The 14,170-nt window shown below is 62.8% G+C and carries 12 protein-coding genes; 3 read left to right on the top strand and 9 right to left on the bottom strand.

Annotated elements, in window-relative coordinates; all coding sequences use genetic code 11:
* From A3AC_RS0118360 to tauA, 7 genes are all read right to left on the bottom strand, one after another.
* On the bottom strand, positions 1 to 762 hold the full coding sequence (locus A3AC_RS0118360) for a sulfite exporter TauE/SafE family protein (protein WP_025600664.1): 762 nt from the start codon (positions 760 to 762) through the stop codon (positions 1 to 3).
* The gene (gene pta / locus A3AC_RS0118355) at positions 762 to 1,796 is read right to left on the bottom strand and encodes a phosphate acetyltransferase (RefSeq protein WP_025600663.1); all 1,035 of its coding nucleotides are present in this window, start codon (positions 1,794 to 1,796) and stop codon (positions 762 to 764) included. The genes A3AC_RS0118360 and pta overlap by 1 nt, the downstream gene beginning before the upstream one ends.
* A 165-nt stretch (positions 1,797 to 1,961) precedes the next feature.
* On the bottom strand, positions 1,962 to 3,764 hold the full coding sequence (gene xsc, locus A3AC_RS0118350) for a sulfoacetaldehyde acetyltransferase (RefSeq protein WP_025600662.1): 1,803 nt from the start codon (positions 3,762 to 3,764) through the stop codon (positions 1,962 to 1,964).
* A 314-nt stretch (positions 3,765 to 4,078) separates the two neighbouring features.
* Positions 4,079 to 4,414: a GNAT family N-acetyltransferase gene (locus A3AC_RS0118345; protein ID WP_025600660.1), complete on the bottom strand. Its 336-nt coding sequence runs from the start codon at positions 4,412 to 4,414 to the stop codon at positions 4,079 to 4,081.
* A 51-nt stretch (positions 4,415 to 4,465) separates the two neighbouring features.
* Positions 4,466 to 5,386: an ABC transporter permease subunit gene (locus tag A3AC_RS0118340; protein WP_025600658.1), complete on the bottom strand. Its 921-nt coding sequence runs from the start codon at positions 5,384 to 5,386 to the stop codon at positions 4,466 to 4,468.
* A complete protein-coding gene (locus A3AC_RS0118335) occupies positions 5,379 to 6,194 on the bottom strand; it encodes a taurine ABC transporter ATP-binding protein (RefSeq protein WP_025600657.1) in 816 nt (271 codons plus the stop codon). The genes A3AC_RS0118340 and A3AC_RS0118335 overlap by 8 nt, the downstream gene beginning before the upstream one ends.
* A 31-nt stretch (positions 6,195 to 6,225) precedes the next feature.
* Positions 6,226 to 7,284: a taurine ABC transporter substrate-binding protein gene (gene tauA, locus A3AC_RS0118330; RefSeq protein ID WP_025600653.1), complete on the bottom strand. Its 1,059-nt coding sequence runs from the start codon at positions 7,282 to 7,284 to the stop codon at positions 6,226 to 6,228.
* 290 nt (positions 7,285 to 7,574) lie between these two features.
* Between tauA and pdxR the strand changes: the two genes are divergently transcribed.
* Positions 7,575 to 9,101: a MocR-like pyridoxine biosynthesis transcription factor PdxR gene (pdxR, locus tag A3AC_RS0118325; RefSeq protein WP_025600652.1), complete on the top strand. Its 1,527-nt coding sequence runs from the start codon at positions 7,575 to 7,577 to the stop codon at positions 9,099 to 9,101.
* A gap of 4 nt (positions 9,102 to 9,105) precedes the next feature.
* Here pdxR and A3AC_RS0118320 read toward each other — a convergent pair whose 3' ends face one another.
* Together A3AC_RS0118320 and A3AC_RS0118315 are read right to left on the bottom strand one after the other, a co-directional pair.
* On the bottom strand, positions 9,106 to 9,858 hold the full coding sequence (locus A3AC_RS0118320; protein WP_025600651.1) for an IclR family transcriptional regulator: 753 nt from the start codon (positions 9,856 to 9,858) through the stop codon (positions 9,106 to 9,108).
* Positions 9,859 to 10,031: 173 nt separating this feature from the next.
* Complete coding sequence (locus tag A3AC_RS0118315; protein ID WP_025600649.1) at positions 10,032 to 10,796, bottom strand: IclR family transcriptional regulator; 765 nt, start codon at positions 10,794 to 10,796, stop codon at positions 10,032 to 10,034.
* Between the two features lie 219 nt (positions 10,797 to 11,015).
* On the opposite strand from A3AC_RS0118315, the gene sauS reads away from it, so the two are divergent.
* A complete protein-coding gene (gene sauS, locus A3AC_RS0118310) occupies positions 11,016 to 12,446 on the top strand; it encodes an acylating sulfoacetaldehyde dehydrogenase (RefSeq protein WP_051361653.1) in 1,431 nt (476 codons plus the stop codon).
* Positions 12,443 to 14,101, top strand: coding sequence for an AMP-binding protein (locus A3AC_RS0118305; protein WP_025600646.1), 1,659 nt, complete (start codon positions 12,443 to 12,445; stop codon positions 14,099 to 14,101). The genes sauS and A3AC_RS0118305 overlap by 4 nt, the downstream gene beginning before the upstream one ends.
* The last annotated feature ends 69 nt before the right edge of the window (positions 14,102 to 14,170 follow it).

Here is a 14,170-nt window from a genome sequence, read left to right as displayed (position 1 = left end):
TTAACCTGATAGCTGGTGCACGGCACACAGCATGAGGGAGCAGCCGATCACCACGAGCACGCCGAACGCGACACGGCGTGTGGCCACGGCAGAAAGCGGCGGCGGATAGTGTCGGGCCGCGACCGTCGCGAGCGCCACCACGGGCACGGCTAGCGCGGCCTGCATCCACGTGTCCGCGCCTAGTTGCCCGTTGTATGCGCTAAACAGCGTGCGGGTCGTCGCGGTGGCGGTGAAGACAAGAATCAGCGCATAGCGGATCTGCACCACCGACAACGGCTGACGATAGAACTGAAAAATCAGAGGTGGCCCGGACACGCCGAACATGCCGCTAAGCAGGCCGCCGAACACGCCGCTGACGAAAAAGCTTCGGTCACCCGAGCGTACGCGCAGCGGGGCCGGGCGCAGGGTGGCGCTCAAGCCTCCATAGAGCACCACCGCGCCCAACAGCAGTTGCAGAAAGCCGGAGGCCTCGCCGCTCAGGTAATCGAGCAGCAGCACACCCGCGACGACGGAAGGCAGGATGCCCAGCGTGGCGGCGCCGACCGCCCGCCAGTCGATGTGATGCAGCTTACCGGGCAGTGCAACGGCGCTATTGGCGAGCGAGACGAGGCTCACCAGCGCCGCAACGCTGGCCACAGGTGCGAGCTTTGCGCCGCTCGCCACGCCCATCACGATCATGCCGAGACCGAAGCCGGTGACGGTCTGGAAATAACTCGCGGCCGCCATCAGGGCGAGCAGCAGCACTACTTTTTCCATCGGCATCACGCCAGGTGAGCCGTCTGTGGGTTCATGCGCGCTGCCGCGGTTTGCGCCTGTACACAGGTCACTGCGATCACATAGTAGATGTCGGCGGCGCTGCAACCGCGCGAGAGGTCGTTGGCCGGCTTATTCAGGCCTTGCAACAACGGGCCGATGGCCTTGGCGCCGCCAATGCGCTCGGCCAGCTTATAGCCGATATTGCCGGCTTCCAGGCTGGGAAAAACCAGCACGTTCGCGTGGCCGTGCACCTGCGAATGCTCGACTTTGCGCAGCGCGATTTCCGACACGATCGCAGCGTCGAGCTGCACGTCGCCATCAATCGCCAGGTGCGGCCGCGATGCCCGCACCTGGCGTGTCGCTTCCACCACCTTGTCGACTGCCGCATGGTGGGCGCTGCCACTCGTCGAGAATGACAGCATCGCGACGCGCGGTTCTTCCATCAGCAGGCTCTGCGCGCTGTCGGCTGCCGCCATCGCAATTTGCGCGAGCTGGCCGGCATCGGGGTCCACGACGAGCCCGCAGTCGGAAAAAATCAATCCGCCCTTGAGCGTGTGGAAGGGCTCGCACAGCATCATCAGAAAGAAGCTCGACACCAGCTTGAACGACGGATGAATGCCGATGATCTGAATGGCGCTGCGGACCACGTCGGCGGTCGTGTAGACAGAGCCGGCCACGGAGCCTTCTGCGTGACCGAGCCGCACCATCAGGTTGGCGAAACAAAGCGGCTTGAGGACTTCGCGTTTCGCTTCGTCGAGCGTCATGCCTTTCTGGCTGCGAAGCGCAAACAGCGTCTCGGCGAACGGTGCCGTCAGCGCTGAGGTGGCAGGGTCGATCAGCTCCATGCCTTCCAGATCGACGCCCTCGCGCGCGGCGGCCTGATGGATGGCGGTCGCGGAACCCACCAGTACTATGCGGGCAATGCCTTCGCGCGTGGCCCGCTGCGCCGCCTGCAGCACGCGCGGCTCTTCCGCCTCGCAGAGCACGATGCGCCGCGGCGAGGAGCGGGCGCTTTCGATAATGCGGTTGATTGCTTTCATGGTGAGGGTGCGGCCACGGTTGCGAAATAGTTGCCAGGAAGTTGCCAGAAAGGGATTGCCGGAAAAGCGAACGAAAAAGGCCGGAAACGGTGGGGAGGCCCCGTTTCCGGCCTGCCGGTCCCGAGCGGTACGCTGCCGGGACCGGACACGCAGACAACAGGCGAATCAGACGTAGTCCTTGTACTTGTCGAGCAGGCGCACCGGCTTGGCGAGCGCGTCGCGGCGGAATGGGTCGCCGAGTTCGCGGGTGCACATGATCTCGATGATGGTGGTCTTGCCCTGGTTCATCTGCAGGTCGATGGCGCGTTTGAGCGCCGGGCCCACGTCTTCGAGATTGTCCACGACAATGCCCTCGGCTCCCATCGCGCGCGCGATTCCCGCAAAGCTCTGGTTTTCCAGCTCGCCGGCGACGAAGCGGCGGTTGTAGAAATCCACCTGGTTTTTCTTTTCGGCGCCCCACTGGCGGTTATGGAACACGACGGCGGTGACGGGAATGTTGTGACGCACGCAGGTCATGGTCTCCATCAGGCTCATGCCCCATGCACCGTCGCCGGCGTAGGACACGGCCGGCCGGTGCGGCGCCGCGACCTTGGCGCCGATGATGGTCGGGAATGCATATCCGCAGTTGCCCCAGCTCATCGCCGCGAAGAAGCTGCGCGGCTTGTTAAAGCGCAGGTAGCTGTTGGCCACGGAGTTGATGTTGCCGATGTCGGTGGAGACCATCACGTCTTCGGGCATGGCCTTTTCGAGCTCGCGCAGCACCTGGCGAGGGTGCAGATAATGGCCGCCGCCGGGGGTGCGTTCGTGGCTCTGCTCCTCGATCATGTCGAGACTGTACGGGTCGCGTTCGTGCGTCCACTCGTCGAGCTCTTTTTCCCAGGCGGCCTTTTCCGCGGCGATCTGAGCCGCGCGGCCCTCGCGCGAGGCGTCACAGGCCAACGTGCGGCCGGCGAGGCGCTCCGAGATGGCCACGGCGGCGGCCTTCGCGTCGCCGCAAATGCCAACCGAGATTTTCTTCACCAGACCGAGCATCTTGTGATCGGCATCGATCTGGATGATCTTTGCGTTCTGCGGCCAGTAGTCCATGCCGTGCTGGGGCAGCGTGCCGAACGGCCCGAGCCGCGAGCCGAGGGCAACGACCACGTCGGCGCGCGAGATCAGCTTCATGGCGGCCTTCGAGCCCTGGTAGCCGAGCGGGCCACACCACAGCGGATGGTTGGCGGGGAACGAGTCGTTATGCAGGTAGCTGTTCACGACCGGGGCGCCGAGGCGCTCGGCGAGCGCCTTGCATTCCTCGACTGCATCGCCCATGACCACGCCGCCGCCCGAAATGATGACGGGGAATTTCGCCTGCGCGAGCAGTTCGGCAGCTTCGTTCAGACGCTGATCGCCGCCGGGACCGCGGTCCAGACGCTGCGGCTGCGGAATCTCCGCCTTGATCTGGCCGTAGAAGTAGTCGCGCGGAATATTGAGCTGCGTCGGCCCCATTTCGGCCTGAGCACGGTCGAAGCACCGGCCTGTGAACTCGGCCATGCGCGCGGGATGAGTGACGTGGCCCTGATACTTGGTGAACTCCTGGAACATGGGCAGCTGCTTCGCTTCCTGGAACCCGCCGAGGCCGATGCCCATGGTGCCCGCCTCGGGCGTGATGATGACCACGGGACTATGCGCCCAGTAGGCCGCCGCAATGGCGGTCACGCAATTGCTGATGCCCGGGCCGTTCTGGCCGATGACGACGCCATGGCGGCCGGACACGCGAGCGTAGCCGTCGGCCATGTGGCCGGCTCCCTGTTCGTGCACCACGGGGATAAGACGGATGCCCGCCGGGGCGAAGATGTCCATGGCGTCCATGAAGGCCGAGCCCATGATGCCGAACATGTCGGTCACGCCGTTGGCGGCAAGGGTTTCGACGAACGCTTCCGAGGGTGTCATGGCCTGCGGGCCGCTGGTAGGGGTGTAATCGCTCATGAGGGCTGTCTCCGGTTTCTAATGAAAATGGAACAAAACGTTCCGAAGAATGTTAGATGCGTAAAATGTAGAGCAGGCGGTCAGTCCGGGTCAAGCATTAACTCGAAAAACGGGACATGCCGTACAGGAAAGCCTGCCATGACGACGAGGTTTCCGCGATGTGGCTCATGGTGACTCCAGCGATAAACCGACAACTGAAGTATTTCCGACGGACCATGCAAACGCGTAGTGCCAGGTTGTATCAATCGCTGAGTCCACGGTGCGGCAGGGCGCTGAATGGCGGCAAAGCTTGCGGCGAGCTTGAGCGCCGCAGGTCACATAGGGACGAGAATCCCTTCAGCGGATAGGCACCGAACAAGTGTTTCAAATGCGCGTGATTCGGGTGATGCAGGTAGATGCGCCCTGATTGGCTGCCCGGTTTCCCTGCTGGCGTAGGCGAGGAGAGTGCGAGCGATACCGCTGCGGCGATAGGCGGGTTCCACGCGGACATTCAGCAACGTTGCAGCAGCGTTCAAAGGATCGTCGTGAATGTCGATGCGCAGTTCGCCGACAGGGGCATCGTGATGGTAGGCCACCGCGTGTGTGTAATCGTCGTCAAACACCATCTGAATGACGCGGTCACATCGGTCCTTGAACACCACCACCTGCATGGCTTTCTGCTCCCGATGACAGCGGCGATATCGACCGAAGGCTCTCCGCGATTAAACTTTGCCTTTCCATGGGACGAGCACTCGCTCGAGGTGGCGCATCAACAGGTCAAAACATAGAGCAAAGAAGCCGATCACGATAATCCCCATGATCACTACATCGCTTGCAAGGAACTCCGCAGCATTGAGCACCATGAAGCCGAGGCCGCTCGTGGAAGCCACCATTTCCGCAGCCACGAGTGTCGTCCAGCCGACGCCGATCCCGATGCGCATACCAGTGAAAATCTCCGGCAACGCCGACTTCAGGATCACATACAGGACGACCTGCGTACGCGAAGCGCCCATCGAATAAGCCGCATGTATCTGCTCGATCGACACGGAGCGCACACCGGATCGCGCAGCAATGGCCAGTGGTGCGAAGATCGCCAGGTAAATCAGAAATACTTTCGAAAATTCGCCGATGCCGAACCAGATAATGATGAGCGGCAAATAGGCGAGTGGCGGCAGTGGCCGATAGAACTCGATCGGCGGGTCGAACACGCCGCGCGCAAAACGCGACACGCCCATCATGATCCCGACCGGAATCGCAGTCACACAGGCGAGCAGGAAGGCGCCGAACACACGCAGCAAACTGATCCCGGTATGCTGGGCGAGCGTCGAGTTGGCGAAACCGTCGGTGGCGACCAGGATGAACTTCGCATACACCGCTTGTGGCGACGGCAGAAAGAGCGGCTTGATCCAGTGAAGGTTGGTCGCGGCAAACCACAGCGCGAGGAACGCGGCGACTGTGATGAGGCTCGTGACAATGCTGCTGCCCTGGCCGGGCACGCCGAACGTATCGCCTGGCTTGACCGGCTTTTTCGCAAGAACCCGTGGACGGCGGCCCGGAGTTCGCGGTGGGCGAATTGAGGTGTCCGAATCGAGCGGCCCGTGATGGCCATCTGCGAGCGCATGAGCGCGTTTCGAGTTAAACATGTGTCACCTCGGCGTTGGCGGCGCGCATTTTCTCGTCGCCGTAAATGATGCTGAGCACCCGCTCGCGCATTTCGATGAAATCAGGCATCGACTTGATCGCGCGCGCGTCGCGTGTTTCGAGAAACCGTCGATTGAAATCCAGCTCATACGTGTGCGTGATGCGGCCAGGGCGGGGCGACATCACGACCAGGTGGCTGGCGAGGAAAAGCGCTTCCTCTACGCTGTGCGTGATGAAGAAGAACATCTTGTTGGTCTTCGTCCAGACGTCGAGCAGCAATTCCTGAATCGTTTCGCGGGTCAAGGCGTCGAGCGCGGCCATCGGTTCGTCCATCAGCAGCATGGCCGGATTGCAGGTGAGCGCGCGCGCGATGCCTACACGCTGCTGCATTCCACCCGAGAGTTGATAGATCATGTGCTTGTGGAAGTCCTGCAAGCCCACCAGCGCCAGGTTGCGCACCGCTATTTCGCGCCGCTCGGCTTTCGGCACGCCCTGTAGCTTCAGGCCAAACTCGGCGTTGTCGATTACGTTGAGCCACGGCAGCAGCGCGTGCTTCTGGAACACTACGCCACGATCGGCGCCGGGTCCTGCGATCGGCGTGCCGCCCAGCAGCAATTCCCCCGTGGTCGGCGCGATAAAGCCCGCCATGAGCGACAGCAGCGTCGTCTTGCCGCATCCCGATGCCCCCAATGCGACGACGAAGTCCCCCGAATTGATCGTCAGGTTGATGTTATCGAGCGCGTGCACCGTCTGGCCCGCGCTGCGGCCGGGAAAGACCACGCTCACATTCTTCACCCTCATGCTTTCCATACTGCCTCCTGATTCGACGGACTCGCCTGCATCATTTGAGATTCATCGCGGCCTCGGCATAAGCCGGGGTCACAAATTTCGAATAATCCGGCAGCACCGTGTTGATCTGCTTCTGTTCCTTCAGGAACGTGGCCGTGTCCTTCAGCGCGAACGCTGCGCGGCTCGAAGTGCCGCCGCCGAGCCATTGCGCGGAGGCCTGTTCCTGAATCGTCGGGTACGCATAAAGCGACAGAGACTCGGGAACGTCGGCCGCCGAGCCGCCGATCATTTTGGCGATGGCCGCCGCCTGCGGCGACTTCGCGTTCCATTGCGCCGGGTTCTTCCGGTATTGCTCGTCCGCGCCTGAGATGGCTTTCACCAGTTTCGCCATGAAATCCTTATGAGCCTCCCCCCATTTGCGATCGACTGCAATCCCGTCAAACGTGGGCTTGCCGAGCTTCGACAGATCGCCGGACGTAATCAGCACCTTGCCGCTTTTCTTCAACTCCGCGAGTGCCGGGTCCCACACGTAGGCGGCATCGATATCGCCGCGTGCCCACGCTGCGACGACCTGGTTGGGCTGCATGTTCAGGATCTTTACTTCGGACGGATTGATGCCCCAATGCTGCAAGGCGAACATGGTGTGGTAGTGCGTCGTCGAGACGAACGGCACGCCGATCGTCTTGCCCTTCAGGTCCGCTGGCTTGTTGATGCCGGACCCGTTGCGCACGACCATCGCCTCGGCCTGGTTGATGTTGTCGAGAATCCAGAAGAGTTGCAGATCGACGCCCTGGCTCACGGCCGCCGCGAGCGGGCTCGAGCCGATCACGCCGACCTTCACGTCGCCGGACGCCATCGCGGTGGCGACCTTTGCACCGGATTCGAATTGCCGCCAGTTGATCTTGTAGCCGGTCTCTTTTTCGATGGAGCCGTTGGCAATCGCAACGACCCATGGGTCGACAATCTGCTGATAGGCTATCGTGACCTCCTTGTCCTGCGCGTAGCCGGGTGGCGCCGCGAGACATGCAAGCGCGGCGAGCGCAGCGCTCGTGACGCAGCGCGTCACGCGGCTCAACCATTGCGGCAACTTCGGGTATTGAACGCTTTTCATCGTAGGTCTCCGAGATAGCCTTGCGCGATACACGCGAATCTCACGCGCGCCGACGGGGGCTTGTCCCAATCGCAGCGAAAGGGTTGATGCGAGTATCGTCATTAAAAAATATAGCCGGTTAGGGCCAGACGGGGTTGATCGTTGAGTCCACAGCGTCCGGTCTGAAACGTACCGGTCAGATGCATCGCACAATTGTTGTTCCGCTACGGGGAAACCCGCCCAGCCGCGTGTCCGCCATGCGTTGCTGGCGCTGGCACCGTGGGATCCGGCGTCAAAATTCAGGAGAAAGCATGTCCAGTCGTACCTCGGTGGCCTTGTGGACCCAACAGTTCCAGCGTTCGCCCGAGTCGAACATGAGCCTGCAGGGCCAGATTCGCCAGATGCTGGTAGCGGCGATTCTCGACGGCCAGTTGCCGCCGGAACACGCTTTGCCATCCAGCCGGGAACTGTCCGACCAGTTGGGCGTGGCTCGCAACACCGTGGTGCTCGCATATCAGCAACTCGTGGAAGAGGGGTATCTGATCTCGCGGGAGCGCAGCGGACACTTCGTCAACCCGGCCATCCTCGAGGGGCGCCACGGGTTTTCCCCGCTGCAGACGGTCCCGGGCCAGTCGGCCAGCGAAGTGGCTGCGCGGCCGGAATGGACCCAGCGCCTGCACAGACGGCCCTCCGCGCAGCGCAACATCGTCAAGCCTGGCAACTGGCTAAGCTATGAGTATCCGTTCGTCTACGGGCAGTTCGATCAGTCGCTGTTTCCGACCAGCGACTGGCGCGAGTGCTGTATGAAGGCGCTGTCGGTGATGGAGATCCGTAGCTGGGCGCCGGACCTCATCGAGCGTGACGACGATACGTTGATCCAGCAGATCCGCACGCGTGTGCTGCCGCGGCGTGGCGTCTTTGCGATGCCTGATGAGATTGTCGTCACGATTGGCTGCCAGCAGGCGCTGTATCTCATTGCCGACCTGCTGGCAAGCGAGCGGACCACGATCGGCTTCGAAAATCCCGGGTATCCGGATGCCCGCAACATCTTCGAGAACCGCAATGCGCGGCTACAGCCCCTGCCGGTCGATGGCGGCGGTGTTCGTCCAGTCGAGGACGCCGATCTGCTCGCGCGGTGCGACTACGTGTACGTCACGCCGAGCCATCAATGTCCCACCACGGCGACCATGCCCATCGAGCGCCGTCATGCGCTTCTCGAACTCGCGCAGCAACACGACTTCGTCCTGATCGAAGACGACTATGAAAGCGAGAACAACTTCTCAGGCGCGCCACACCCCGCATTGAAGAGCCTCGATACGGCGGATCGTGTGATCTATATAGGCAGCCTCTCGAAGACCTTTGCGCCTGGCTTGCGGCTCGGTTATATCGTCGGACCGCGCGAGCTCGTACGCGAGCTGCGCGCATTGCGGCGCCTGATGGTGCGCCACCCGGCGGCGTACATTCAGCGCGCCTTTGCTACTTTCCTCGCGCTTGGCCATCACGACGCGCTATTGCGGCGGCTCGCCTATGCGTATCGCGAGCGGGCGCAGGCACTGATGAAAGCGCTGGATACTCATCTGCCCGAGGTGCGCTATGTGCCGATTGGCGGTGGCGCATCGTGCTGGGTCGAGGGGCCGCCCTGGCTCGACGCGACCATGCTCGCGGACGAGGCGCAAGCTCATGGCATCCTGATCGAATTGGGCGACGTTTTTTTCATGACCGGAGCCGAACAGAAGCATTGTTTCCGGATGGGCTTTTCGGCCATCAAGCTCGAAAAAATCGACGCCGGTGTGCGCCTGCTCGCCGAACTCGTGCGCGCGCAGCGGCCGAAGACATAAGCGGCTAGAACGTTTTAGCGAGTTCCCGCGCTGCTTCCTGCAGGCGTGGAACGAATTGCAGGGCGCGCGAAAGCGGCGCGCGTGAAACCGGCGCATGAACCGCGATCGCTGCAACGCAGGTGTTGTTCTCGCTCATTACCGGCGCTGCCACGCACGCAATGCCGGCGACAAACTCCTCGTTGTCGATCGCAATGCGCTTGTGCGCGGTGCGGTCAAGCTCTGCTTCGAGCAGTTCGGGATCGGTGATGGTGTTCGGCGTAAAGCGCTCGAGCTTCAGGGTGCGCACGATCGCGCTGCGTTGCTCGCGCGGCAGCATCGCCAGCAGCAGCTTGCCGCTCGCGCTGCAATGCGCGGGGACGTGCGAACCTGGCTTGAGATCGAGCCGCAACGGCCACGGGGCTTCCATCCGGTCGAGATAGAGCACCTCGGTGTTGTGAAGCATCGTGAGATTGCAGGTCTCGCCAAGATCGGCGACGAGATGCGAGAGGATCGCGTGACGCAGCCGGCGGGCACCCGAATGCATCATGACGCCAAGACCGAGCTGCGCAAGGCGCGGCCCGATCGCATAGGCGTTCTTCTGGCCCGGCTCGCGAATCACGAGGCCGCCGGCCTCCAGCGAAGCCAGCATTCGGTGCAGCGAAGCTTTCGGCAGATCGACGTCGTGTGCAATGTCGGCGAGCGACACTGGGCCTTCCGCGTTGACGAGATGCTCGAGCAGCGCGAAAGCTCGCAGGGTAGGGGTATCCGCTCCAGTCATGTCTGGCGTTCCGGAAAATGGATCGCCACCATTGTATCAGCCGGCTTTGTGCGCCCGGCTGTGCGCCGGTTTTTCAGCCTCTGGTGCTGCCCGGCACCGACCGGCCGTTCCGTTTTCCGGAACGGCGCAAACACCGGGCGACGCTCGAAGGCGCGTCGGCGGGTCGAGCAGAATCACATCCGGAAAGTCCTTGCGGTTTCCTCTGCAGCGTGCCGCAAATCGGGCACGAAGGCGAGCAGATCGTCTAGCACGACGCGCCCGACGGGCGCCTGAACGGCAATCGCCGCGCAGGCACGGTTGCGGTCCAGCATGACCGGTACTGCGATCGCAATCAGCCCTTGCAGATGCTCCTGGTTGTTGATCGCGAGCTGGCGTCGCCGCGTCATCACCAGTTCCTTGCGCAGCGCCTCGCGGTCGGTAATGGTCCGATCCGAATAGGCGCGCAGCGGCAACGTTTCAATGAGCCGTTCGCGCCGGTCCTTCGGCAGAAAGCTGAGCAGCAGTTTGCCGCTTGCCGAGCAATGAAGAGGAACGTGCGAGCCCGGTTGAAGGTGCATACGCAGCGGCCACTCGGTTTCCACCCGGTCGACGTAGACCACGTCGTTACCGGAAAGCATGGTCAGGTTGCACGTCTCGCCGATTTTCGCCACCAGTTGTTCGAGCAGGACATGGCGTGCGGCCGCCGGGCCCGCATGCATCAGTACATTGACGGCGAGCATGCGCACGCGCGGCGAGCATTCATACAGCCGGTCGCCCGCGCTGCGCGTAACCAGCCACGCGTCCATCAATTGCACGAGGATGCGATGCACCGTCTGCTTGGGCAACTCCAGTGCATGCACGATTTCCGTCATGGAAAGCGGAGCGCCTGCTTCCGCCAACAGTTCGAGAACGCGAAAGGCGCGCACGGCCGCTGCGTTTGATTGATTCGAAGTCGGCACTTCTCGTCTCCTCCCCGCGGGGTATCTCAGATCCGATTGTGCATCGACATGATCGGTTTTCGGGACTCGGGTAAGTCCCGAAATTTGCAGTTTCCGATTCACGCGAATGTCGCGCCCCGATAGTTCAAAAAAACGGGACTCCGAAGCAGACAACGCTGGCTAGATTGTCCCTACTGCCAACCCTTTCCATCCGGAGTGGACCTTATGAACGTCAGGGCAATGGACGCCGATGCAGCGCGCGAACGCGCGGACAGCAGAGTGGAGCACAGCGTCGGCGCACTCGTCTCGCGTGCGCGCGCCGCGCAGCGCGAATTCGAGTTCGCGGGACAGCACGTGCTCGATACGGCAGCCGATGCCGCCGCGTGGGCCATCATGGAGCCGGCGCGGAACCGGCGGCTTGCCGAACTGGCGGTGCACAGCACCGGCCTCGGTAACGTGGACGACAAGTTTCGCAAGAACTATCGCAAGACGCTCGGGTTGCTGCGCGATCTGCGTGGACAGAAGACTACCGGCGTGATTGCGCGCGACGCGGCCAGCGGCATTGTCGAGATTGCCCGAGCCGTCGGTGTCGTCGCGGCGATCACACCATCCACCAATCCCGCGGCGACGCCGGTCAACAAGATCATCAACGCTCTCAAATGCGGCAACGCCGTGATCGTTGCCCCTTCTCCAAAGGGCTATTCGTCCTGCGCACTACTGATCGAATTCATTCATGCGCAGTTCGCGAAAGCGGGATTGTCCGCGGACCTCGTCCAGATGCTGCCGGCGCCGATCAGCAAGGCAGCCACGGCAGAATTGATGCGCGAGGCGGATCTCGTGGTGGCGACCGGATCGCAGGCGAATGTGCGGATGGCCTATGCAAGCGGGACGCCTGCGTTCGGCGTCGGGGCGGGGAACGTTGCTTCGATCGTGACGGCGTCGGCCGATCTTCGCGACGCGGCGCACAAGATCGCGAGTTCCAAGACCTTCGATAACGCGACGAGCTGTTCGTCCGAGAACAGCATTGTTATCGAGGACGCCGTGTACGTGCCCACGTTGCGCGAACTGGCCGCGTGCGGCGGCGTGCTGCTGAACGACGCGCAAAAGGCGCGGCTGCAGGCCGCCATGTGGGTGGATGGCAAGCTCTCCGGGCAATGCACCGCACGATCCGCTGCGGCAATCGCACGCGTGGCGGGCCTGGATGACATTGCAGCACGGCAGCCCGCCTTCCTGATGGTCGAAGAAACCGGTGCCGGCGCGGACTACCCGTTCTCCGGTGAGAAGCTGGCTCCCGTTCTCACCGTTTATCGCGCTGACACGTTTAACGCCGCTTCCGACATCGTGCGCCGCATTTACGCCTACATGGGCGCGGGACATTCAGTGGGCCTGCATTCAAGCGATCCCGAACAGGCGGTGCTGCTGGGTTCCAGTTTGCCTGTGGCTCGCGTGATCGTGAATCAGGCGCATTGCTTTGCAACCGGCGGCAACTTCGACAACGGCTTGCCATTCTCGCTGTCTATGGGCTGCGGCACGTGGGGCCGCAACAATTTCTCGGAGAACCTTAATTTCCGCCATTACCTGAACATCACGCGCGTCGCCTATCCGATCGAAGAGCGCATACCGGAGACAGAAAATCTGCTCGGTGATTTCTTCAGGAGGTACGGTCGATGAATCAGCCTCTGACGATCCGCGCGCTGATCGACGCACGTGCGGCGCAGTTTCCAGATAAGCCGTTTCTGCTGGCGGCTGCCGAAGGCGAGGAAAGCCGTGCGGCCAACGACGCCACGGCTCTTCGCGCGAGCACACTGACGTTCGGCCAATTGCGCGACGACTGCCGCGCGCTCGAAGCCCATTTTCACGACGCCGGCCTGCGGCCAGGCGATGTCGTCTCACTGTTCATGGGCAATGGGATTCAGACTGCGCGGCTGCTGCTCGCCACGATGTACAGCGGGCTTGTGGCCAATCCGCTCAACCTGCTGTGCCAGCCTTCGCAGCTTCGCTACATCGTCGAGCATTCGGATACGCGCATGATTTTCGCCGGGCGCGAGACTCACGGCGCTATCGCAGGGGCCCTCGCCGGTTTGCACGATCAGGCGCTTGCTGAAAGGATCGTGCTAGTGCAAACGGAACCTGATGCGCAAGAGTTGCCGGCGGCGCTGGAACCCCAAGCGGCTCTCGCGGAGGCAACGGCAGGGGCCGTCGCGCAGCCGCCATCGACACCGCGCGCGATCACGCCCGAGCGGCATGCAATCCGTTCGCGCGGGCCACGGCCGGAAGCCGACGACATAGCGTTGCTCATGTACACGTCCGGCACAACAGGCGCGCCGAAGGGCGTCTTGCTGACGCAGCGAAACCTGCTTGCCAATGCGCAGAACATCACGGCCGAGCACCGCCTCGGCGCCGACGACCGTGTTCTCGCCGCGTTGCCGTTGTATCACATCAATGGCCTTGTCGTGACGCTGATCGCGCCGCTCTTTCATGGCGGCTCGGTGGTCATGACCTCGCGTTTCTCCGCACGCAGCTTCTGGTGCGACGTCGCGCGCTACGGCTGCACCTGGATCAACGTAGTGCCGACGATCGTCGCCTATCTGCTCAACAACGACGAAGCTTGCGCCTTCGACCTCTCTGCGGTGAAGTTTTGCCGCAGTGCGTCGGCGGCCCTGCCGGCCGATCATCACCGTGCGTTCGAGGCGCGCTTTGGCATCGGCATCATCGAAACGATGGGCATGACCGAAACGGCCGCACCGGTATTCAGTAATCCGTATGATGCGGCGCAGCGGAGGATCGGCAGTATCGGCCGGCCTTCGGGCAGCGAAGCCAGGGTGATTGGACGGGACGGACACGAGTGCGCCCCTCGCGAGTGCGGCGAACTCGTGCTGCGCGGCGCGCAGGTCATGGCCGGTTATTACAAGCGGCCCGGGGAAACGCGTGCCGCTTTCACGCACGACGGCTGGCTGCGCACCGGCGATCTGGGTTATCGCGATGAGGACGGCTACTTCTACATCAACGGCCGGGCGAAGGAACTGATCATCAAGGGCGGCGAGAACATCGCCCCCCGCGAGATCGACGAAGCGTTGCTCAGGCACCCTGGCGTGCTGGATGCCGCGGCAGTCGGCGTGCCCGACACCGCGTACGGCCAGGAGATCGTGGCTTTCGTCGTGCCGCGCGCTGGCGAGGGGCAGGGCGCGCTCGATGTCACGGATCTGCAGGCGCACTGTCTACGTGAGCTTGGCCGCTACAAGACGCCCAAGGCGTTCTACTTCGTCGCGGATCTACCGCGCGGGCCATCCGGCAAGGTTCAACGGCTGAAGCTGGTGCCTCCCTGACTGCTACTCGGTGCACGCGGGCGGGCCGCGATTGCGGGCGCGCCTGCTGGCACGACGGGAGCTATTACA

It is taken from the genome of Burkholderia sp. WSM2230, assembly GCF_000472445.1.
Classification (GTDB): Bacteria; Pseudomonadota; Gammaproteobacteria; order Burkholderiales; family Burkholderiaceae; genus Paraburkholderia.
The sequence above is the reverse complement of the archived record's forward strand: the minus strand, read 5'-3'. Positions and strand labels throughout refer to the sequence as shown.